At 64.1% G+C, this 22397-nt stretch carries 22 protein-coding genes; 8 read left to right on the top strand and 14 right to left on the bottom strand.

All coding sequences use genetic code 11. From position 1 onward, the window contains the following. Window positions 1–15: 15 nt before the first annotated feature. The 3 genes from KF838_04155 to KF838_04145 all read right to left on the bottom strand — a co-directional run bounded on the left by KF838_04155 (window position 16) and on the right by KF838_04145 (window position 2564). The gene (locus KF838_04155; protein ID QYK49047.1) at window positions 16–867 is read right to left on the bottom strand and encodes an anti-sigma factor; all 852 of its coding nucleotides are present in this window, start codon (window positions 865–867) and stop codon (window positions 16–18) included. Beyond that, window positions 864–1451: a sigma-70 family RNA polymerase sigma factor gene (locus tag KF838_04150; protein QYK49046.1), complete on the bottom strand. Its 588-nt coding sequence runs from the start codon at window positions 1449–1451 to the stop codon at window positions 864–866. The genes KF838_04155 and KF838_04150 overlap by 4 nt, the downstream gene beginning before the upstream one ends. A gap of 153 nt (window positions 1452–1604) precedes the next feature. Then, window positions 1605–2564, bottom strand: a complete 960-nt coding sequence (locus KF838_04145) for a fasciclin domain-containing protein (protein ID QYK49045.1) — start codon at window positions 2562–2564, stop codon at window positions 1605–1607. 391 nt (window positions 2565–2955) lie between these two features. On the opposite strand from KF838_04145, the gene KF838_04140 reads away from it, so the two are divergent. Continuing rightward, window positions 2956–4911, top strand: coding sequence for a methyl-accepting chemotaxis protein (locus KF838_04140; protein QYK49044.1), 1956 nt, complete (start codon window positions 2956–2958; stop codon window positions 4909–4911). A 104-nt stretch (window positions 4912–5015) separates the two neighbouring features. Here the strand turns inward: KF838_04140 and KF838_04135 are convergent, their stop codons facing one another. Then, entirely contained in the window at window positions 5016–5552 is a 537-nt protein-coding gene (locus KF838_04135) for a hypothetical protein (GenBank protein ID QYK49043.1), read from the bottom strand. Window positions 5553–5802: 250 nt separating this feature from the next. Here KF838_04135 and KF838_04130 point away from each other — a divergent pair, with 250 nt between their 5' ends. From KF838_04130 to KF838_04115, 4 genes are read left to right on the top strand one after another with little or no spacing between them, the layout of a single operon-like run. After that, window positions 5803–7641 carry a methylmalonyl-CoA mutase gene (locus KF838_04130; protein ID QYK49042.1) on the top strand — a complete coding sequence of 613 codons (1839 nt, stop codon included), beginning with the start codon at window positions 5803–5805 and terminating at the stop codon, window positions 7639–7641. 18 nt (window positions 7642–7659) lie between these two features. Next, window positions 7660–7962, top strand: a complete 303-nt coding sequence (locus KF838_04125; GenBank protein ID QYK49041.1) for a nucleotidyltransferase domain-containing protein — start codon at window positions 7660–7662, stop codon at window positions 7960–7962. 28 nt (window positions 7963–7990) lie between these two features. Next, entirely contained in the window at window positions 7991–8317 is a 327-nt protein-coding gene (locus KF838_04120) for a DUF86 domain-containing protein (GenBank protein ID QYK49040.1), read from the top strand. An 11-nt stretch (window positions 8318–8328) separates the two neighbouring features. After that, a complete protein-coding gene (locus KF838_04115; protein QYK49039.1) occupies window positions 8329–9108 on the top strand; it encodes a hypothetical protein in 780 nt (259 codons plus the stop codon). Window positions 9109–9465: 357 nt separating this feature from the next. Here the strand turns inward: KF838_04115 and KF838_04110 are convergent, their stop codons facing one another. Next, window positions 9466–10074 (bottom strand): DUF2726 domain-containing protein, encoded by a 609-nt coding sequence (locus KF838_04110; GenBank protein ID QYK49038.1) that lies wholly within the window; start codon window positions 10072–10074, stop codon window positions 9466–9468. Window positions 10075–10210: 136 nt separating this feature from the next. Next, complete coding sequence (locus KF838_04105) at window positions 10211–10546, bottom strand: DUF4286 family protein (GenBank protein ID QYK49037.1); 336 nt, start codon at window positions 10544–10546, stop codon at window positions 10211–10213. Window positions 10547–10627: 81 nt separating this feature from the next. On the opposite strand from KF838_04105, the gene KF838_04100 reads away from it, so the two are divergent. The 3 genes from KF838_04100 to KF838_04090 are packed head-to-tail and all read left to right on the top strand — an operon-like array spanning window position 10628 to window position 12710. Then, a complete protein-coding gene (locus KF838_04100; protein QYK49036.1) occupies window positions 10628–11239 on the top strand; it encodes a sigma-70 family RNA polymerase sigma factor in 612 nt (203 codons plus the stop codon). Then, a complete protein-coding gene (locus KF838_04095) occupies window positions 11236–11757 on the top strand; it encodes a hypothetical protein (GenBank protein ID QYK49035.1) in 522 nt (173 codons plus the stop codon). Before KF838_04100 ends, KF838_04095 begins: the two co-directional genes overlap by 4 nt. Window positions 11758–11768: 11 nt before the next feature. Next, window positions 11769–12710 (top strand): hypothetical protein, encoded by a 942-nt coding sequence (locus KF838_04090; GenBank protein ID QYK49034.1) that lies wholly within the window; start codon window positions 11769–11771, stop codon window positions 12708–12710. Window positions 12711–12734: 24 nt separating this feature from the next. On the opposite strand, the gene KF838_04085 is transcribed toward KF838_04090, so the two are convergent. The 8 genes from KF838_04085 to KF838_04050 form a co-directional block, all read right to left on the bottom strand. Further along, window positions 12735–13148 (bottom strand): hypothetical protein, encoded by a 414-nt coding sequence (locus KF838_04085; protein ID QYK49033.1) that lies wholly within the window; start codon window positions 13146–13148, stop codon window positions 12735–12737. Between the two features lie 101 nt (window positions 13149–13249). Continuing rightward, complete coding sequence (locus KF838_04080) at window positions 13250–14218, bottom strand: hypothetical protein (protein ID QYK49032.1); 969 nt, start codon at window positions 14216–14218, stop codon at window positions 13250–13252. Beyond that, window positions 14215–17013, bottom strand: a complete 2799-nt coding sequence (locus KF838_04075) for a hypothetical protein (GenBank protein QYK49031.1) — start codon at window positions 17011–17013, stop codon at window positions 14215–14217. The genes KF838_04080 and KF838_04075 overlap by 4 nt, the downstream gene beginning before the upstream one ends. Then, window positions 17010–19649, bottom strand: coding sequence for a hypothetical protein (locus tag KF838_04070; GenBank protein ID QYK49030.1), 2640 nt, complete (start codon window positions 19647–19649; stop codon window positions 17010–17012). The genes KF838_04075 and KF838_04070 overlap by 4 nt, the downstream gene beginning before the upstream one ends. A 22-nt stretch (window positions 19650–19671) precedes the next feature. Next, a complete protein-coding gene (locus KF838_04065; GenBank protein ID QYK49029.1) occupies window positions 19672–20085 on the bottom strand; it encodes a biopolymer transporter ExbD in 414 nt (137 codons plus the stop codon). Next, the gene (locus KF838_04060; protein QYK49028.1) at window positions 20082–20507 is read right to left on the bottom strand and encodes a biopolymer transporter ExbD; all 426 of its coding nucleotides are present in this window, start codon (window positions 20505–20507) and stop codon (window positions 20082–20084) included. The genes KF838_04065 and KF838_04060 overlap by 4 nt, the downstream gene beginning before the upstream one ends. Continuing rightward, window positions 20504–21274, bottom strand: a complete 771-nt coding sequence (locus KF838_04055; protein ID QYK49027.1) for a MotA/TolQ/ExbB proton channel family protein — start codon at window positions 21272–21274, stop codon at window positions 20504–20506. Before KF838_04055 ends, KF838_04060 begins: the two co-directional genes overlap by 4 nt. A gap of 23 nt (window positions 21275–21297) precedes the next feature. Then, entirely contained in the window at window positions 21298–22395 is a 1098-nt protein-coding gene (locus tag KF838_04050) for a hypothetical protein (protein QYK49026.1), read from the bottom strand. Window positions 22396–22397 lie beyond the last annotated feature (2 nt).

Genomic DNA, 22397 nt, shown 5'->3' with positions numbered 1-22397 from the left:
TCCTGATCACGACTATCACCCCTTCGCGCCGATGACGACGCGACGGGTCATGTCGGAGACCCAGACGCCGCCGGGGGGCTCGATGGTGAGGGCGAAAGCGGCGGCACCGAGTGTGGCGATCCGGGGCTCGATGCGGACGATGACCTCGCCGGTTGCGGGGTCAGGCTTTGCGTCGAAGAGGGCGCCGCTGATGCGCTGGCCCATGCCGCGGGAATCGACGATCCACAACTGGTACTGCTCGATGGTCGGATCGTTGGGCTTGAGGCCGGACAGGCGGAGGAAGCCGGTCTGCTCGGTTTCGGACCAGACGACATCGCCGGTGACGCCCGGCTGCTCAGGGTTGTCCCAATCGGCCATCTTGATGAGGACCGCATCGGTTGCGGATGCGAGGAGTTGCTGACGGACCTCGGCGGCCGAGCGGGTGGCGACGGGCGGGGTGACGTCGGGGGTGAGAGCCGGGGTGGCGGGACGGAGCCAGCCGATGGCGGCGAGGACGAGGGCAGCTGCGGCGGCAAGCCAGCCGGCCATTCTCAGCGAGTCGCTGCGAGCGGGGCTGCTTGGGGTGAACTTCAGAGGAGAGGATGACTGGCTGCTGCGTGCCATACCCGCGACGATGCGCTCGCCTTCGGACTGGATCGACCGCATGAGATGGGCGGGCATAGGTTCAGCGGGGGCGCCGAGTGAGTATGCGAGATCAGCGGCAGCGGCGGCACGTTCGAATGAGCCGTCGTTCAGATCGGGGAACTCGCTGAGCAGTGCGTCGAACTCGGCACGCTCGGCGTTCGAGAGGCCGCTCGTGGCTTCATCGCACAGGAGGTCGAGAAGGCGATCGCTTCCCGCGCTTCCTTGGGGATTGGTGGGGCTCATTCGCCACCTCCCGAGCCGTGCTCTGCGTTCTCTTTCGACACTCCGAGCAACTCCCGCAGGCGTATCAGGCCGCGACGGGCATGGGTCTTGACCGTTCCGAGCGGAAGACCCGTTGCCTCAGCAATTCTTTCGTGCGAAAGCCCGTGGTAGATTGAGAGTCGTAAAACTCTTTGCTGCTCGGGGCTGAGCCCATTGAGGGCTTTCTGGACCTTGATTATCTCATCGGAACGTTCAAATCGTTCATTCTGTTCGCGGGCTCCGTGGTGCTCTGGTTCCACGGCGAGGGTGGTGCGAGCGGCATCGCGTCCGGACTTTCGTGCCCGGTCGATGAGTCTGCGGCGGGCGATGGTGGCGATGAAGGTGACTTCGGCGCCGAGGGAGGCCTCATAGCGGGATGCGCTGCGCCAGACATCGAGAAAGATGTCTTGTGCTGCGTCGTCGGCTTCCTGCTCGTTGCGGGTGAATCGTCTGGCGAGTGAGTAGACCAGGCCGCCGTATGCCTCCATGACCTCGCGGACGGCACCCGAGTCGCCTCGTGCGACGCGTTCGAGCAGCGATCCATGCTGTGCGGCTGTGGTTGTCACGCGGGGAGAGTTTAGTCGCATCCTCTGCGGCATGACAAGAACGGCGGTACTCACAACAGTCGTTCCGCTGGAAACGTTCATGGGGGATAAACGGAACGAGGTCCCGGACGAATGATCGATCCGGGACCTCGTATCGATTCGGGGTGTATGCGATTACTTGGGCATGATGACGGTGTCGATCACGTGGATGACGCCGTTCGATGTCTCGATGTCGGTGGCGACGATGTTCGCATCGTTGATCATCGCCTTGCCACCCTCGACCTTGAACGTGACCTTGCCACCCTGAACCGTCGCGGCGTTCGGCGTCTTGACGACCTGGTCGGCGTAGACGCGGCCGGGGATCACGTGATAGGTGAGGATGGAGACCAGCTTCTCCTTGTTCTGCGGCAGAAGCAGAGAGGCGACGGTCTCCTTCGGCAGCTTGCCGAAGGCCTCATCAGTCGGGGCGAAGACGGTGAACGGTCCCGGGCCCTTGAGGGTGTCAACCAGCCCAGCGGCCTTGACTGCGGTGACGAGCGTCGCGAATGAACCGGCGTTGACAGCGGTGTCGACGATGTCCTTGTCGGCAGGGAGGATCACGGCGTCGATGACGTGGATCACACCGTTGGTGCAGGCGATATCGGTCTTCGTGACCGATGCGTTATCGATCATGACCTTGCCATCCTTGGTGCGGATGTCGATGCGCTGGCCGTTGACAGTTGTTGCGTTGCTCAGATTAACGACGTCCTTGGCCATCACGTTGCCGGGGACGACGTGGTAGGTCAGGATGGCGGTGAGGAGGGCCTTGTTCTCCGGCTTGAGGAGGTTCTCGACTGTGCCGGCGGGGAGCTTGGCGAAGGCCTCGTCGGTCGGTGCGAAGACCGTGAAGGGACCGGGGCCCTGGAGAGTCTCGACCAGTCCGGCGGCGGTCAGGGCTGCGGCGAGGGTCTTGAATGAGCCAGCACCCACCGCTGTGGTGACGATGTCGGCGGGTGCGAGTTCGGAAGCATGCGAAGCGGCGAGTGCTTGGGCACGCTGCACCGGGCAGGTGTATGCCTGGTCGCAGGACTTGGGGGGCTCCGCGGTGCCGGCGAATGCAGAGATGGCGAGGACTCCGATCGTCGTGATGCTCATGAGTGACTCCTTTGCGTGGTGCGTCCCGCGTGTGCACGAGGCACAACGTGGCTCAGCGTTGAGCCCTACGGGCTAAGACTTTGGGGAACGCCGCGAACGCCTCGCGGCATGCCCACGCAATCGCAGCCGCACTGGAAGCGGATTCACGGACGCTTGAAAGAGCGTCAAAGTCTGAGTGCGTTGGCGCCGATGATATGGGGCATTTCTATCCTGTTTCTTCCGGTCGGCTCCATCACATCGGACGTTCGCACCCCCACCCGACCGGGCGAACGGGGCCGCTCGCTGCCACACATATGGGTGGAACTGCGCACCTTGCCTTGACGAAGCGGGGGCATGCACGTGTCGATCTCTTGCGTCCCCGGCGAGTGTGTCGGGCACACAGGAGATGACGATGAAGTTGCTCAACTCACTTCGCGTGCGAACGAAGCTCGCCATTGGATTCGGAGCCGCGCTCGCCTTCATGGCGACGCTGAGCGGCGTCGCGCTCTATCAGGCGTCGAACGCGAAAGAGACCGCGCAGGCACTGTCTGAACTTGCGGTGGAAGTCAACGAGAGCGGAGAGCTGGGCATCGCGGTGAATCGTCTCCGCGCGAACGCGATTGCCTATCTGCTGGACTCGAGCCAGCGCCGGAAGGACCTCTACATGGAGCGTGAGCGGGAGGCGTTTGCTGCATTGGACCATTCGGCGGAGACGTTCGAGCATCCTGCTGCTCTCGAGAAGGTTCGCGATGTGAAGGATGGGGTGAGCGAGTATGCGAAGACGTTTGCACGCATCACGGCGCTTCGCGAGAGGATGCTCTCGCTTTACAGCCAGACGATGGATCCGATCGGCCTGCGTGCCGCGGCGGAGTTCTATGAGCCGGCGGTTGCGGCGTCCAAGGCGGGACACGGTGATGTAGCGGTTGGCGGGTTTGAGGGTGTGCTTGAGATGAATCGCACACGGGTGCGTGTTCAGCGGTACTTGATCTCAAAGAACCCCGAGGACTTTACGGGCGCGATCAATGCTGCGGAGAAGTGCATCGCGTTGCTGAAGGAGACGGCCGCGAAGTCGCCCGCGGAGTATGGCTCACGCTTCAAGGTCGGCGCAGAGCAGTTTGAGCAGTACTGGGCCGCGGCGCAGGAGGTGTATTCCCTGAGCGAGCAGATCGAGACGATCCGGCGTGAGACGCTTGATCCTCTCGCATCCCGGATGAGCGACACCTGCAACGCGTTGGCCACGATGGTGACGAAGCAGGCGGAGGAGGTCTCGGCGGCGTCGATCGGATCGCTGACTCGTTCGAGTCTGAAGACGATGATCATCGCGTTTGTGGCCATCGGCTTCGGCATTGCGTCGGCGATCGTCATCACCCGGAGCATCACGGTGCCGGTGCGGACCGTGATCGACCGGCTGAAGGACATCGCGCAGGGCGAGGGGGATCTCACCCGTCGCATTGACCTCGCACGCAGCGACGAGTTCGGGGAGTTGTCGAACTGGTTCAACCAGTTCGTCGAGCGGATCCACAATGTCATGAAGCGTGTCGCCGAGACCACGAACATTGTCAACTCGGCATCGGCGGAGATCGCGGCGGCCGCTGAGGAGACAGCGACCGGCCTGCAGCTTCAGAGCAAGCAGGCGCACCAGGTCTCGGCTGCGGTCGAGGAGCTGTCGGCAACGGTCGCGGACGTTGCGAAGAAGTCTGAGGGGGCTGCGTCTGCGGCGTCGGATGCGAAGCGGGATGCCCGCGAGGGCGGGACGGTGGTGTCGGACACCGTGACGGAGATGAAGCGGATTGCCGAGGAGGTCGGGACGTCTGCGTCGGCTGTGAACACGTTGGGGCAGAAGTCCGAGGAGATCGGCAGGATCATCGACGTCATCAATGACATTGCGGACCAGACGAACCTGCTCGCGCTCAATGCCGCGATCGAGGCGGCGAGGGCTGGCGAGCACGGGCGCGGCTTTGCCGTCGTCGCCGACGAGGTTCGGAAGCTCTCGGAGCGCACGACCCGGGCGACGGAGGAGGTCGCGTCGTCGATCCGCGATATCCAGGAGAATACCTCTTCTGCGGTGCAGCTCATTGAATCCGGCTCCAGCCGGGTGACAAAGGGCGTTGAGCTCGCGAACGCGGCGGGCAGCGCGCTGGGTCGGATCGTGGACGGCAGCGGCACTGTGGGCACCATGGTGACCTCGATCGCGGCGGCGGCCACTGAGCAGGCGGCGGCAGCGGAGCAGATCGCCCGCTCGGTTGAGCAGATCAATGCGGTCACCAATGAGGCGGCCCAGGGCGCTCAGCAATCGGCACAGGCCGCGAGCCAGTTGCGTCAGCAGGCGGAGCACCTCACGTCACTGATCGGCAGCTTCAAGCTCTGAGCCGCAGGACGCATCAGCCATCGCCGGAGGCGATAACGCACACGGGGCTCCCGATCAAGGACGATCGGGAGCCCCTGTCGTTTCATGCGGGAGGGCGCGGGATCTCACTCGTCCTTGACGCCCATTTCTACGTGCATTTTGTCGCGGAGGGCGGTGATCTCGCGCAGCTTCTTCGCGGCATCGTCGAGTTTGCCGTCGAGGATTGACTCCTCTGCTTCGAGCATGAGTTCCATGGCCGAGAGGAGAGAGCGGTGGTAGCGATCGGCGATCTTGGCGCGTTCGGCATCGTCCGCGCCTCTTGCCAGGGCATCATCGGGGGCGGGCTGACCCTTTGCGGCGACGCACCCCTGCTGCATGGCGTTGATCAGGCGGAGGTTCTCTTCGCGCTTGGCCGCGTCCTGCACCTGCCCGGCGAGTTGACGCAGCGAGCGGTTCATGATGTTCATGGCCTGCGACGTAGGGATCTGCATGCCTGCGCCACGCCCACCGGGGCCCCCCGGGCCACGCGCCCCTCGCTCGCCGGGCTGGGCCTGATTCTGCCCCTGATTCGCGGGACGCTCGGGCTGGAAGGCGAGCACGCTGGAACATGCGACGAGAACGACTGCACCCGCAACCGCCATGGCTGGAACTCGCTTTGACACGTTGGACTCCTCTTTGTGCGAAATGTGCGACAAGGGCAGAACCGGACACGATGCGAAACGCCCACACCCCCGGCGGCGAGGCCGCCATGCACACTCTAACGAGTCGACGCGACCAGTATTGCCTGAACCCCAGCCCCCCCTGACAAAGACTGGCTCGGGCAAACGGAATACGCTAGATTCAGTGGCAGCAGTGCTTTGAATCGATTACCCCCGCCGTTCACTGGGGACTTTCTCCGAGGAGCCGCACGAGATGTCCAGTTCCGAGACGCGACTTCATGCCAAGCCCCATGACTCCTCGAATACCCCCGCGATCGACCCCCATGCCGTAACAATCAGCGGGATCGTGGTGCAGCCGGCGTATGGCCCGGACTCGCCGCCTGAGTCGCTGAAGCACATCCCGCGGGATATCGCGGCTCCGGGTGAGTTCCCGTATACGCGAGGGCTGTTCCCGCAGGGGTACCGCACGCGGCTTTGGACCATGCGTCAGTTCGCGGGCTTCGGCTCGGCCGACGATACCAACCGGCGGTTCAAGTATCTGCTGGCCCAGGCGAAGACCTCGACGAAGGCCAATACGGGGCTCTCGACGGCGTTCGATCTGCCGACGCTGATGGGGCGTGACTCGGACGACCAGTTGTGCATCGGCGAGGTGGGGAAGTGCGGCGTTGCGATCGACACGATCGAGGACATGCACCGCCTGTACGCGGATATTCCGATCGATCAGGTGACGGTGAGCCAGACGATCAACGGACCGGCGGCGGTGATCTGGGCGATGTACCTCGCGCACGCGCTTCAGAGGGGAATCTCCTGGTCGACGCTGGGCGGGACGTTGCAGAACGACATTCTGAAAGAATTCCATTCTCAGAACGAGTTCATCTACCCACCGGAGCCGTCGGTGAAGCTGGTGGTGGACACGATTGAGTTCCAGTCGAGGCATGTGCCACGGTGGAACTCGGTCTCGATCTCGGGATACCACATCCGCGAGGCGGGGAGCACGGCGACGCAGGAGCTGGCGTTCACGCTGCGCGACGGCATGGAGTATGTCGAGGCGTGCATGGAGCGCGGGCTTGACATCGATGACTTTGCCCCGCGGCTGTCGTTCTTCTTCAACTCGCACAACGAGTTCTTTGAGGAGCTGTGCAAGTTGCGGGCGGCGCGGCGGATCTGGGCGCGGGTGATGAAGAATCGCTACGGCGCGAAGTCCGAGCGGTCATGGTTCATGAAGACGCACGTGCAGACGGCGGGGTGCTCGCTGACGGAGCAGCAGCCGCTCAACAACATCGTGCGGGTCGCGTACCAGGCGATGGCGGCGGTGCTGGGCGGTTGCCAGTCGCTGCACACGGACTCGATGGATGAGACGCTGGGATTGCCGACGGAGCAGGCCGTGACGGTCGCGCTGCGGACGCAGCAGATTCTGGCGCATGAGACGGGCGTGACGCGCGTGACGGATCCGCTGGGCGGGTCGTGGTTCATCGAGGCGCTGACGGACAAGATGGAGGCCGATGCGCTGGATTACATCCATGAGATCGACTCGATGGGGACGTACGCGGACTGGCATTCGAAGGGTGCCTCGGGCGCCGGCGCAACGCTGGAGCAGCACGCGGCGTATGCGGCTCGCAAGACTTTCGGGCGCGCGGCGATCGCGGGGATCAACAAGGGGTACTTCCGGCGTCAGATCGCGGAGGCGTCGTACCGCTTCAGCGAGGAGTGCGAGGCGGGGGACCGGATCATCGTCGGCGTCAACGAGTACGTGGATAAGGACGAGAAGCGGCCGATCGACATTCTGGTGATCCCGGACTCTGTCGAGACGGAGCAGGTTGAGCGGCTGAAGGCGTTCAAGAGCAAGCGGGATGCGGGGCATGTGCAGCAGGCGCTCGAGAACATCCGGCTCGCGTGCGTGGGCAAGCACCACACCCTGATCAACGACCTGCCGGGGATCGGGAAGGCGGGCGAGGTTTGCGGCGGGAACCTGCACGCGACGAACGTCATGCCCGCGTTGATCGATGGTGCGCTGGCGAACTGCACGCTGGGTGAGATGGTGCAGGCGATGGCGGATATGTACGGCAGGTACGGTGGTGGGCCGGAGTGGTAAACTGGCGATAGGACACGAATGGTCGCACACCTTTCCATCTCCGACGACCGTATCGCGGACCTCTGCCGCCGGTGGAGGATCGTCGAGTTCTCGCTCTTCGGTTCCGTGCTGACGGACGATTTCGGGCCCGAGAGCGACGTTGACGTGCTGGTGGCGTTCGAGGCGGGAGCGACGCCGACGCTTGAGAGGTGGCTCGACCTTATTGACGAGCTTCGCGCAGTGATCGGTCGGGAGGTCGATGTGGTTGAGCGCCGCCTCGTGACGAATCCGTATCGGCGTCACCACATCCTGACGCATCGCAAGGTGCTGTATGCGGCCTGAGGAACGGGACGCGGCGTTGCTCCTCGACATGGTCGAGCACGCGCGACGCGCGTGCCGGTATGTGGATGGCCGCACGCTCGAACAGTATCGCCGGGATGACATGTTGCGCGACGCGGTAAACCGCGTCGTCCAAGTGATCGGAGAAGCCGCGGCCAAGGTATCCAAGCAGTTCCGCGATGCCCATCCCGAAATCCCGTGGCGACCAATCATCGCCCAGCGGCACATCCTCGTGCACGAATACGGTCACATCGACGATGACAAGATCTGGCGAGTGGCGACGTTGTACGCGCCGCAGTTGATCGCACTCGTCGAGCCGCTCCTGCCGCCTCCGCCCGCCGATCCACTGCCGGAGTGAGGATACTTCCAATGCGTAACGGTCAAGTCGGCGCAGATTCTGATCTGGACCACGTGCGAGGTACGTTTGGCGCCAAGTGCGACCGCTATCGCGAGGCATTGAAGAGCTCGGACTCCAAGGCGGCGATGCAGTGGGACAAGCGCTTCACATCTTCGGAAGAAGAGCGCTGCGAAGGGGCCATCGGAGAGGCCGTGACATGGTGCTATCTCAGGGACCATGGAGTAGCGGCTACGCCGCTTGCTCCCTTGGGAACCACAAAGACACCTGACTTCAGGTGCGCGATTGGCAGCAACGACTTCTATGTCGATGCGGCCACCATTAGAAGCAGTATGTGCATACAGAAATCGAGCATCGTGTTTGAAAGTGATGAAAGCCACGATTCTGTGCATGAAGTAAACCAGTTACGCGTCGAGATTCAACGCATCGCCCGGTCGAAGTTCGCACAGCTTGCCGTTTGCGAAACGCGAACCGCGATCATGATCGCGATGCTTTGCGTCGAGGGACACGTATGGCTTTCCTCAGACGAGATCGAGGAAGCGCTGACTGGACCCGTTGACTGGATCCCGCGATTGGATGCACGTACCGGGCGTATTTCTGGCGAGCGCCTCCGCGCACGGCCCAATTGGACAACCTTCTTTAACAGCGATGGAAAATCGACGGGTCATGGTCTCTCAGCGGTGTTTGTCGGTTCCTTCGGCGCAAGAGCATCGCGCGTCTACGGGATGTCCAATCCGCACGCCACACACCCATGGGATCACAGCCTACTTCCCGCGCCGACGTGCTGCATCTGACGTGTTCCCGGCAACCCACGAATGGCAGAATCTGTGTGGCACAACAAGCCAATCCAAACCGATCCGTGGTTCTGACTCTGAATGGGGCGTGTGGCACCACGATGACCACATACCATGCAACCGAGATCGTCAGCTCTAGGACGCTCTCGGTGCTCGTGATCTGAGCAGCACGAAGTGCTGCACGCTCGTAGCCGGGGCGTGGAGCGAGGTCGCCGAAGGCGACTGTCGCGACAGCCCCGGTAAGGTTTGCCGCGAAGCGGCTTCCTTTGAACGCCTTGAAGTCGCCGGAGGCGACTGGAGATGGGTTCGTCTTGCACCCCTTCGGGGTGCAGGGATTAGGGGGTCCTACCCCGGGGGTCACGCTCGGCTTGGCCTCGCTGACCCCCGGCTATTGACTTCCAGCCCTTTGGGCTGAGGAGTTGCGCCCATCTTCTTCTCCAACTCCTGAGCAACCGCTGCCACGTCGTACTGCGCTCGCGCGGCACACCTCACCAGCACAACGCCCGCCGCCGCACACGCCTTCTCGACAAACTCGTCCCGCTCCTTGCGGCTCTGGCGACCATGCGAAGCATCATCGAGCTCGATCGCGGCTCTCACGTTGAACCCTGAGTCGACGACCACGAAATCGACCGACTTCCGATCGATCTTGTTGTGCGCTCGCTGACGCTCGCTCGCATCCCCTGCATTCGCCTCGATCAAACGCGATAACGGGATCTGTGCGAGCACTCGCCCTTTGCCGCCGCTGATCTGCGCGACGGCCTGCTCCAGTGCCGCAAAGAACCGCTGCTCGGCCGGAGTTAGGACAGACGCATCCCTGCGGCGATACGGCAACGGCCCGTCGGATGACCCGGGCTCCTCACTCGCATCCTTCGCGCGAATGCCCTTTTTGGCTTCGAGCAGTTTCACGAGAAGCGCCAAAGCACCGATCAGCAGTAACAGAGGCAGCAGGACCAGCAGCGTCTTCATAGAGCAGACTCCCTCGCAGCAACGTGCGGGACATGATAGTGCCCAACCCGTGGGACGCACCAGGCCCGTGTCGGCTACAAGAGAGCCGGTGCACCGACTTTCGGAGCACTCAAGCCCCCCCCCCACCACCACCACTTCATCGCTCGTATACGAAGTGGATCGAGGCGATCTCGCGTCGGAAGGTGATGCCGGTTTCGGGTCCGAAGTGAGCCAGCCCGTCGGCTCTGAGGGCGGGGGCGTGGGCTTGCAGGTAGTGCTGGTAATCCGCGCGTGTCGGAAACTCGTAGACGGACCTCACGGTGTGGGTTTCCTCGTCTCCAGGGGTGTCGGGTTCGATCACGAGGAGACGAGCCCGGGTGGCTCCTGAAGCGACGACCGCTTGGACATGGCCACCCGTGAGCCAGCCGAGGTATCGATTGAAAAGGGCTTTGTTCGGGATGGATGCGGTGACGGCGTACTCGACCTGTTGCATGGCGGGAGCGTATGCGAAGGGTCCGATATCGTGTGTTGCAATGACGTGCTCGGTGCGGCGTTATGCCTACCGGAAGTAACCATGAGGACCGCGTTGGTGCAGAGCCATGACGGCCGGACATCCGCGCCAGACCTGACCCAGACGCTCGCTCGTGCGGCGTCGGGAGAGGAGGGCGCGTGGCGAGATCTCGTCGCCCTGTACGGCCGGCGCGTCTTTGCATTGGCCCGGAGCCGGGTCGGCGGCGATGATGCCGCAGAGGAGATTGCTCAGTCCGTGTTTGCAACTGTCGCCATCAAGCTCCGCGAGGGTGGGTATACGGAGCAGGGCCGATTCGAGCCCTGGCTCTTCCGTATTGCGATGAACCGGATCCGGGATGCGGTTCGGTATGCGAAGCGTCGGAGCGGGACGGTGGCTCTGGATGGCTCGCCGGAGCCGAGTTTCGAGGCCAACGACGGGCCGAGCGGGCACGCGGAGCGCGTTGCGCTTCGGGGCGCGATCGAGCGGCTGTCGGATGCGGACCGCGAGATTATTGAGTTGCGACACCACGCGGGGATGGGGTTCAAGGAGATGGCGGAGCTGCTGGACGAGCCGGTCGGGACGCTACTGGCTCGGCACCACAGGGCTCTGCGGAAACTGAGGGAGATGCTCGGGCCGGTGATCGAGGATCAGGAAGAGAGCGAGGGCGAATCATGACAGCGCCTCACGATGACATGACGATGAACGAGATGCCCGAGGACCTGCACGAGATGCATGAGATGCTGGATGCGCTCGGCGACGGGATGCGGTCCGGTCCTGATGCGGGATTCGAGAGCCGCCTTGTGGCGGCTTCGCTCGCGGCGAGGCCGGGAGCGCAGGGACCGGGAGCGGAGGGACCTCGTCTCGTGCATGAAGCCCAGCCGCGGGGCGGGCGGGTGGAACGGCTTCATCGGCGCTGGCTCGCGCCGGCCTCGCTCGCGGCGGCGATGCTGGTCGTGGCATCGGTGTTGGCGGTTCGCATGAGCAGCAACCGGCTTGCGCCGGCGGACTCAGACATGAGACTGGCACTCGTCGCACACACCGATCTTGATGAGATCGCCGAGGCGTGGGACATTCTGGATGACCAGGAGATCTGGTCGGTGGTCTCATCGCTGCGCGGCGAGGCCTCGACACTCCAGAGTTCCATGCAGGGCGACTGGGTGTCGGAGACTTGGAACAGCGAAGACCCGATGTGAAAGGATGCCACATGCGTGCGCACGGACTCTCTTTGATTCTCTCCATCTCGCTCCTGGCGGCATCGGGTGCTGACGCGCAGCAGGGATCGCCCCGCGGCGTGCAGCCCGCATCTCAACCGCCCGTCGCGCCCGCTCGGGCGGCTTCAGACGTGAATGACCCCGCGCGGCTACGAGAATCGCTGGAGCGTCGTCGTGATGTTGCGGAATCGATGCGTGCGCGTCTGGACGAGGCGATCGCACGACTCGACAGGGGAGAAGCGATCGACCCCGGCCTCGTTGAAGGTCGAGCCCCGTTCGGCGGGCCGGACGATAACTGGGCGGATGGTCCCCGTGGTGCTCGTGTCGGGCGGCCTGAGGGGCGCGAGAACCCTGTCGGCCGGCCGGGCGAGGGCGGTGATGTCATCTCTAACGAGGAGATCAGGCGGCTGCGCGGCTTTATCGATGAGAACCTGCCGCTGCTGGCCGAGCGTCTGCGGGCTTCGGAGCGCATGGATCCACAAGCGGCGCAGCGGATGATCACGCGCATCGCGCCTCGTCTGCGTGAGGCGCTCGAGTCCCGCGCCCGCTCGCCTGAGGTGTTCCGGATTCGAGTCGTCGAGCTTGAGCAGGGTTTCCAGTTGCTGGAACTGGCGAGGCGAACTCGCCGCATCGTGGAGACTGAGGGCGCGGAGAGTCAGGAAGCGATGGCCGCGATGGCGAGCTTCCGCGAGCACGCGACAGCGCACTTTGATACGCAGATCCGGCTGCAGCGTGCGGAGGTTGCGGAATTAGAGTCGAGGTTGCTGGAGCTTCGCGCGGAGATCGACCGCCGAACAAGTCAGCGTGAGGCGGAGATCGACGCTCGGGTAGAGGATGTGTTGCGTTCTTCTCGCCCGGATCGCCCACAGGGCGCGAATCGACCTGACCGGACGCCGCCCGGCGAAGGTCAGCGCAGGCGTCCTGGTCCGGAGTGAAGTTCCGGGTAGATTCCGAGTGGGTCAGGAGACGGTTGAGCCGGGGGGCATGTCGGTAGCGGTCGTGAGGATGACGACACGACGCGAGCCATCGTCGGCTGCGTCCTTGGGCTTGTCGCTCGCGGCGAGGAGCATGCCGCGTGATTCCTCACCACGGATGACGCGGGGTGCGAGGTTCGCCACGATGATGATTGACTTTCCGACGAGGTCCGCGGCGGCGTAATGCCCTTTGATGCCGGCGCAGATCTGACGCGGCTGGCCTGAGCCATCGTCGAGCTGGAGTTTGAAGAGCCGGTCGGCCTTGGGGTGATCCTCGGCGTGCGTGATGCGTGCGACACGGAGGTCGAGACGCGCGAAGTCCTCGAACGCCACGAGCGGCTTCGCGTCGGACGACGGAGCGGGCGTGGGCGTGGTTGCGGCGGAAGGGGTGTCGGACATTGCCGTTGGCTCCTGGCTGGTCCCGGCGGCGGGGTTCGGGTTCGAGTGAGGGGAAGTCTAGACGGTGTAAAAAGGGGGAACAGCCGTTCCGTCTTGTGAGGTCAGTCACCAGGGGCGGACGTCGGGTCGGATGGCGAACTGGGGGCGACACGCTCATGAACCCATGCGCCATCGCGGTAGAGCACCAGCGAGGTGTCGATGCCGAAGGCGGATGGGACCAGGTCGGGATTCGGATCTCGAAGGGGTGCGCCGCCATCGATCTCTAACTGCGCGGACCAGACGGTCGCGTCGCCAGCGAGGAGCAAGGACTCGACACGCAGGTGCGCGATGATCTCGTCGGTTCGAAGACGGGGGCCGGGATCGCCACGGCAATGGCCGCACACGATGTCGCGGAACTCCTGGGTTCCGCGTGAGGAGACGAGGCGCCTGTTGCGGCAGTCCGGGCATGGCCATACAGCGGCGTCTCTGTGGAGTCTTGAGAGCCCACCCGCGGACTGGAGGAGCGAGTCGTACCTGCTGAGCGCCCGCAGGACTCGCGGGTCTGAGAGCAGTTGTCGGGCGGAGATCCCATCCCCGGCCCTGACTGAGCCGAGGGCCTGCGCGGCCATCAACGACGCCTCGGGATCTGACTCTGTCCACGAGGAGGGGTCCCAGTCGACACGCGCACGCCTCGGATCGATCGAGGCCGCGATCGCACGAAGCCATGCACGATCGCGTTCGCTGCTGACGACGGTTGTGAGCGCGAGGCACGCGGCGGCGGCGTTGCGATCGTCGCCAGCGGACCGCCATCGTGTATAGGCGATCAGAAAGAGGCGTCGCGCGACTTCTCTCTCGTGCTCTTCGACTGCGATGTCGGCGATCTCTTCGCCGAGCAGAAAGTATGTCTCGGGGTCGGTCGGCGTGAGCGTTGCGAGGCGTGTTTCGATATCGGGGATCGCCGATGCGATTGCGTGCACGCCGCGAGGTCCTGCGGGAGTCTGGTTGGGAACTGCCGGCTGTGCGAGCGAACCAGTAGCCATGAGGCAGCATGCGAGGGAGATGATCGCGGCTTGGATGATGCTGCGCTTCATGGGGATTCCTCCCGCCTGAGGCGAACCGCCCAGATGTGTGCCATAGCGGCTTCGCAGTCTCTGACCTGAGCACCAACATGGACGGCGACGGCGAGGCGGTTGCTGAGCGTTGAGACGATCTCCCAGATCTCGGACGCTCGCTCGGGGTGTTCGCTCGCGACGACAAGGCCCATGAGGCGAGCGATCTCTTGCAACTGGACGATATCACGCTGGATGATGCCGGATGCGATCTTTGATCTTGCGAGAGAGCCCGAGGTGATCTGCGTGAGCGTTTCGGGGTATGCACGCGGGCGTGTGAGATCCTCGGCTGCGGATCTCCACAGCGCTCTTTCCGCGGCCAGGAAGACGCCGAGCTCGGGCGTTGACGCGCGAGTTGGGGATGCCCCGGCGGCCACGACGGGTGCGGAGCGGACAGAGTGCGAGTTTGCCAGTGCGGCCTGGTACAGATCTGCATCGGCGTAATCGCCTCGCGATGCGAGCATCTCGAGGAGTCGGCGAACGAGGATGCGCCGGGCGTCGTATCTCCAGCTCCGGTCGTCGAGACGGAGAGTTGTGTCGCCTGTGAGCATGGTGATGAGTTCGGCGGTCGATGCGGTGCGCGGCGCGGTTGAGATCGCCTCGAGCAGGGCGTTGACCATGACGGGAGAAGCTGATGTACGCGAAACAACGGCCCTTGCGGCCTCTCGGACCTGAGCGGGCGTTCCACGCAAGGCATCGGCCATGACGACCTCGGCGTCCGCCGGGTGGATGTCGGACGAGGGAAATGAGCGGAGCAACGAGGTTCTGGCGTTGATATCTGATCCTGCGTTGATGTATGCGCGAGTCCACATCGGTGGTTCATCGCGACGGAGCGTGTTTGAGGCGCGGGTGGGCGGGCTCGTGGACGCGGGCAGCGACAGATGGGCATCGGCTCGATCGAGCGCCGCGGTCGCCAGGTCTGAGAGCCCCTGCCATCGGAGCCATGCCGCCTCGCTGACACGGGACCATGCTGCGGCGAGCCGGAGTGCGTCGTCGATGGATTGAGAGGCAGATTCGGCGGCGCTGATGCGTGTGATTGTTTCGACGACTCTTGCGTCGAGGGCGGCTCCGTCGGATGCGCCCGCGAGCCCGAATCGCATCGCGTAGTCGTCTCTGAGGCGTCGTCGATCGGCCTCGGTTGCCGCGGCGGCCAGCACCATGGTGGTGTCGATTCCCGGCGAGGAGGACTTCGATGCGATCGAACGGGTCAGAGTCGTGAGTGCATCTCTTGATGTGTCGAGACCATCGAAACGGGCGAGAAGCCAACGCTGGGCCTGCGGTTCCCTGTGCCAAGCGATCTTGGTTACCGCTTGGTCGATCAGAGCGGCGTTCCACGGCTTTGCATGTGCGGAAAGGGCGTCGCCGATCGCGAGAAGGAGGAGGTCCGTCCTGCGTGAGGGCATGGTTTTGGCGACAGCTTCGGCTGCGGCGAGCCACCCCTCCCACGCCTCGGCGGAGCCAGTTGCTGCGATAGTGTTGCTGCTTTGGATGAGATTGGAAATGACACCGGACTCGAACGCGCTTTCGGGTACGGCTCGCTCTCTGCCGCCGGCGTGCGCGATGCGATCATCGATCGCCGCGAGAACTCCCATTGGGAGGTCCCGTTCGACGCTGAGTCTTGCGAGCACGCCGGAATGCCATGCGGATTGGAGGACTCTCTCGCGATTCTGAGAGATCGCACCCGGGTTTATTATGCCGTCGAGGATTCGTTCGGCGTCCTCGACCGAGTCCGCCTGATAGACGGTGTCAACGATGCAGCGCAGGGCTACTGCGAGTTCGGCCGGCTCCAGATCAACCCATATCGAGCCGCCACCTCTCAAGAGTTTGATCAGATCATCTCTTGACTGTTCGCGATCCGGATCGAGACCGGAAGACGCGGCGGTGAGGCGTTGCAGCCATCGCTGCGCCTCGTTCGTCGCGGGGGCGGTGACTACCGGTGCAGAGGGTGAGGTGATCGGTCTGAGGGTGGGGAAGAGTTGCCCTTGTGTATCACGGGCGGGCGTTGAAGACACCTGATCGGCGTCTGGCACAGTCTGTGCTGTGGCCGTTCCGGCTTGAACAGGAGGTTTCGCGGGGAGTGAGAGTGCAATCACAGCGGCGATCACAACGGCCATCCCGGCAAGCGTGATCAGTACGGCGAGCTTGACCGCTGTGGGAACCCGGCGCGAACGGTGCGATGTCGCTTCATACGCCGGTAGCGAGACCCGCGAGGCGGACTGAGGATCGGGAAGCGACCTTGGGGCTGTTGCTGCTGTGGCAGATGGAACTGAGGTAGCGGTGTATCCACCCTCGAGGCGCGCGATGGCTGCCTGCACTTCGTCGGGGCCACACCCTTTGGAGAGTGCGAGCATCATCACACGTGCCTTGGCTCTGTCGTTCCATCCGCCACACGCGGCGATCGCCATGACCGCGTCCTGCTGGAGCATCATGACGAGCCGCTCGTTCTCGGGGATGACGGGGCTTGCCCGCGGTGCCGACCTCGGCGCGGCAGTGTGCGGCCCCCAGCGAAGAAGCATCGCCTGGCGTGTCGGCGGATCGAGCAGTTGTGCGGCCGCGGCGTGGAGTGCAAGCCGGACTTCATCGGCTTCCGGCGTGGTGCCTTCGGGGTGGTTGGCTGTCTGTTGGAGTCGGTCGCGGAGCGCGATGAGGATGGACATGTCATCGCGATCGTCGCTTGAAACATCGAGGATTGCAAAGGGACCGCCGCTCGATGCTCTCGCACCGAGAAACTTGGCAACGAGATCCGACTCGGCTCCACGTGTGGTGCTTCGGGTCATGGCGGCCCTCCCCCAGCACCTGAAGCTTCGTTCAACCGAGCGCGAAGGAGTTCAAAGCGTGTTCGCCAGGGTTCCGGCCCGAGATCGGGCCTGAGCGCGGCGTACTGCGCCATGACTCGCGCGGCCTCTTCCGGGTCATCGTCAGCGAGGAGGCGGAGAGAGTTGTATCGAGACTCGAACCAGTCGGTGGTGCCTTCGCGATATCCGGCGAGCATGGACCGCCACGCTTCGATGGCTACGGAGCGGAGTCCCGCATCCTCGGCGAGTTCGGCAAGACGCCTCAAGACCTGGCCGGTGGCGAGACCCGACTCGTAGATCCTGCGATCGATCGAGATCGAGGTGTCACGCATGGAGCGATCGCCGATTGCTCGCCAGATGTGTGCCGCGGCGGCGGAGACCGTGTCGCAGAGGCCGAATGTCGCGGGATCTGAGAGGCGTGTCGAGTCGGAGCCGATGCGTTCGATGAGTCGGAGGCCGATCGCAACGACTCGGCGCGATCTGGCCTCGTCGTTGGGCGTGTCTCTCCAGAGTTCGAGGGCGTGTCGGTACGCGAGACGGTCGCCCGCTTCGGCGAAGCGCCCGCCGGTTGATGCAAGGCGAGTTGACGCCTCAGCGAACGCATGATCGTCCTTCGCTGCGAGTGCGAGCTGGAGTCTGCGATAGAGCAGTTCAGCGGCGAGATCGTCGCTCTGGTCTTGGCTGCCCGCAAGCGACTCGATGTTTCGGATAGCCAGCGCGGCACGCTCGGTATCGGGATCTTGGGAAGAGAGAACGACATCGAGCACCTGTCGTTCACGCAGAATGAGCTCGGCTTGCAGGGTGCCTGCGGCATCAACGGAAGCGACGGCGATCGCCTCGGTGTCGAGCGTGAGGAGCTCGTCCGCGAGAGCGCGGAACTGGCGAGCGGCCCTGAGGCGATCCGCACCCGAGGCATTGCGCCAGATGCGATAGAGCAAGCGGGAGGCGTATCGCCGAGCGGATGGGTATAAGGGGCTGTTTGCCTGCACGGCCAGCAGGATGTCCGCAGCGTTTGCATCGGTGAGGAGGTTGTCCGAAGCTCGCCGGATGAGGAGTCTGGCGGCACGCTCGGTGGTGGGGAAGCGTTCGAGATAGAGTGTCGCGAGCCGGTCGCGTCTGGGCGCGAGCGATGGACGGTTTGAGTCCACACCCATGTCGAGCGATGCGATCGCAAGCCACATGGCTTCCTCTCGTCGCTGATCCGAGGTTGCGGATGCAGCGAGACGCTCGAGTGTGTCGGCGGACTCTTCGAACCGTCCGGCCAGGAAGAGCGCAACCCCGGCGAGCACCAACGAACGGTCGCGATCGCTCGGGAAGGCGTCCGCATCCGGAGCTGCGGCGGCCTGGCGCAGCAGCGTAGAGGCGTCGCGAAGAAGGATCAGGACCTGCTCGTCTGTCGCCGGCTCTTCTGCCGACTTTCCTGCCGCCTTGTGAGACTCCATCGCACGGTCGTACGACTTGATGGCTCGTACGTACTCAGCGACGAAGCCCTCGGTCCCCACCGGTGTTGAGCCGTACCGGTTGACAAGATCGACGATCTGCCCGAGTTCGCCGTGAGCGATGAGGTCCTTGAACGCGACCTGCGAGAGTGAGGCGAGCATCGCCTCTCGGCCAGCGGCACGTGAGCGATCCTGTGTGGCGTCGAGTGCGATCACAGCGAGAAGCCGGGCGTCTGCGGCTGCGAGAGCGGCTCCCGTGCGGAGGCGTTCGCGCGTGACGAGGCGTTCGATGTCGGCCCAACGTCTGGCGTTGGCGTAGACGACAAGTCTCCGCGTGAAGAGTTGGGAGAGGACATTCTCAGAAACCTCGGGCGCGGTCTGGATGAGATCGAACCACCGCTCTGCCTCGGCATCGTTGCCGAGCATCGAAGCAGCCATTGCGCACCCGATTGCTGATCGGGCGATATGCTCGTATCGGAGCATGGGCTTTGACGCCTTCTCGACTGCGGCGGGCTTTCCCGGCGAGCCCAGGAGCCAGCCGAAATCGGTAGCGGCACCCGTGGCGAGCATCGGTTGTCCTTCGACGAGAGCTCGGTAGTAGCGTGACCAGCCGGAGTAGTATCGCGCGAGTGAACGCTCGCGTCGTGATCGCTCGAGCCGGCGCCGGATCTCGCTTGTATCGGTGCCGGCAACGGCCCTCCGCTCGTGACGCTCGAGAGAGTCGATCACCGTCTGCACACGATTGGCGATGTCCTCGAAGGCGGACGCGACATCACGCAGGATGCGTTGTGCCTCGGCGCGTTCTTCTTCTGTCGCGAGTCTGAGCCGGTGCTTCTCAGCGATCTGCTCGGCGATCAGGTACCGCGACTTGGTGAGATTGAGCCGGAGCAGATAGGACTCTGAATCCGGGACGAGGCGGATGAGTTCGCGACCGAGCGTCTCGATCTCGGCACGCTGCTCGGTCGTGCCGGCGCTCGCGTGCATTCTTGCGTACACCTCGCCGAGCCGATCGGCGATGCGCTGGCGATCTTCACCCGTGGCTTGCATAAGTCGATCGCGCAGGTGGACGGCGAGCAGTGTGTCGAGACCGTTGTCGGTGAGGAATGACTCTGTCGCGTCGATCGGTGCGCGATCGGCGACACCCTGGGCCGAGGCAAGCCCGGCCAGCATCGCGAGCACACATGCCCACACCAAGGTGTGCTCACATTGAGACCGGAACATAGCTCACCTTCGTGAAACCGGCATCCTTCGCGGCCTGGAGCGCGCCCGCTGCGGCTTCGATCGGTACATCGCCCGCGACCCGAACGAACACGCCGGGATCCTTCGGGAGTTGCCTGAGCATGGCCTCAAGCTGCGCGGGCGTTCGCATCAGTCGATCGCCGAGTTTGTAGCCCGGCACGCCTTCGATCTGCTCGACATTCACGACTTGAACCTGCATGTTTGATGCGCCGGCTCCGGAGCGTCGCTCGGCCTGCAATGCCGAGGAGAGTTCGGACTCACGCGTCGACTGGGACGTGAGCATGAAATAGATGAGGAGCAGGAAGACCACGTCGATGAGACTGGTCCAGGGAAGCCGCGCCTCGCCTTCGGACGTAGATTTCGGGCGGAATCTCATGGAGTGCCCCCCGAGGTCGCGAGTTTCCATCGCTCGACGCCGACGTCCTTCAATCGTTCGGCGATGAGGTTGACATATGCCGCGGGGCAGGATCTATCCGCTCGGATGAGGACCTGGAACTGGCGATTCTCGCGGCGTGCGTTCTCGAGTTCGAGCGCGACGACCCTTGAGAGGCGATCGGGTCCGGCGATGACCGCGTCGAGGTACGCGGCACCATCGGCAGTGACGTCGATCACGAGCGAAGCCGGGGCGGCTTCTTCGACCTCTCCCTTGTGTCGGGGCAGGTCCATGCGCATCCTGGCCATCTGCGAGAATTGCGAGGTGAACATGAAGAAGATGATCAGCTGAAAGACGACATCGATCATCGGCGTCATGTCGAAGACCGAGCGTGAATCGCGTGTTTTGCCGGGACGGAAGTTCATGCCGTGCGGGGCTCCCTCGGTCCGGGGGCGGGTGCGGGGCGTGAAGGACCGGCGGTGCGCGGCGCGGGCTTTGATCCGTCTGCGTTACCGGATCGTTCGATGTGGGAGGCGAGTGATTCGACGATCAGGGCCGCGTCGCTGGAGAGGCGATCGATGCGTGTGCGAAGGAAACTGAACGCGGCGGTGCACGGGATCGCGACGATGAGGCCCATGACGGTTGTGATCAGCGCGACCGAGATCGACCCGGCGAGCTGCCCCGGGCGTGCCGTGCCCTCTGTGACCGAGATGGTCTCGAATGCTCCGACCATGCCGACGACTGTTCCGAGCAGCCCGAGCATCGGTGCGACTGCGGCGATGAGCCCGATGGCCTCGGTCCCTCTGTGCAGTCGTGCAACCTCGCGCTGCCCTGCCTCTTCGAGCGCGGTCCTGAGCTCGAGGAAGCCGAAGGATGAACGCGAGCAGCGTTCGAGACCGGACCCGACGACCCGAGTGATGAATGATCCGTTCTCCTCGGCACCGCAGTAGGTGATTGCATCGGCGACCCGACCGGATCGGAGCATCTGATCGAGCATGCTCGCGTGCGAGTCGGGGATCAACGCCTGCTTCCTCAGCACGAGAAACTGGGCGATGATCAGGCCCATGCCGACGAGCGAGAGGGCGATGATGAGGTACCCGATCACTCCGCCTCGCGCGACATAGTCAAGCAGTGATTGTGCCGCGACAGGCGCGGGATCACCGGTGCTTTGTGCGAGCGTGATGAGATTCATGTGGAATGGGACAGTCACGATGTTCATCCTCCTTCATCCGAATCCGGAATCGGGCTTTCTTCTCTTTGGGTCGCGCGGGGCCTCGGCACCGGGATGAGCCCCGGCTTCATCGAGGGGTGTCCCGGGTAGGCGATCTGGAGCTCTCGCCAGAGGACGGACGCAGACTCAGATTCGCCAATCGCTTCGCACGTGTGAGCCGCATCTGCAAGTGCTAAGCCCGCGAGGAAAGGCACGTCCGCCGAGTGGAGCGTGTGGACAGAGATCAACTCGACGATGCCGCGGCGGCGCGACTCGATATCCGACTCGCGGATCAATGATCGACCGAGCGCTGCGAGGCACCAGCTCTTGACCCAGTTGGGAGGATCGGTCTCGAGACGCTTGCGGATGGCATCACGGGCGATGGCGCGAGCGCGGGCGTCCGTGACCCGAGCAGCGACAACGTCGCGAACGAGTGAGACTGCGGGATCCGAGCCGATCATGGAAGGGATCGGCTGCTCCGATCCTTCGGTCTCGAATCTTGCGGCTGCGATGTAGAGATCCATCAGTGTTCGTGCAGGCCCCACACGAGACGCTGAATCTGCGGTCGAGGCGAATGCCCGCAAGGCGGGCGAGTCGCTCCAGATCGGGGGGATCGCGGCGATGAGCGTGACCTCGCGCGAACCGAGCGTCGAGGCCATGCCGATGGATGTTGCGTCGCCTCCCCCGCTGGCGAGCCAATCCAGCCACGGCTCGATGGCGGAGGTGTGGGCCTGGCGCGCGAGGCGACATCTCAAGAGTCCCTCGCTCACGATGGCTGCGGTTGGCCCGCGTTCGCCCCGGTAGTCGGCGATGAGCGATTCGAAGAGGGGCTCTGCGCCCAGAGCGTCACCACGATCGAGACGGGAACGGGCTCTCCAGAGTCGCTCGGCGTTCTCCGCGACTGCACTCCATGACTCGGCCATCGGACCGGTCACAGAGCGGACACGATCGAGTGAGATCTGCTCGGGGGTTCCGGGCTTCTCGGGCCAGGCAACAACGACCGCGTTCGCATCGATCCGCAGCACACGGCCATCGCGCGGCGTGAGTTCTCCTCGCATGGAGATGTCTCCTGCGAGCGACACGCCGACGACTGCGAGGGCCATGC

The organism is Phycisphaeraceae bacterium, from assembly GCA_019454185.1.
Taxonomy (GTDB): Bacteria; Planctomycetota; Phycisphaerae; order Phycisphaerales; family UBA1924; genus JAHBWV01.
Note: the sequence above shows the minus strand (reverse complement) of the source record. Positions and strands in the feature narration are given on the sequence as shown.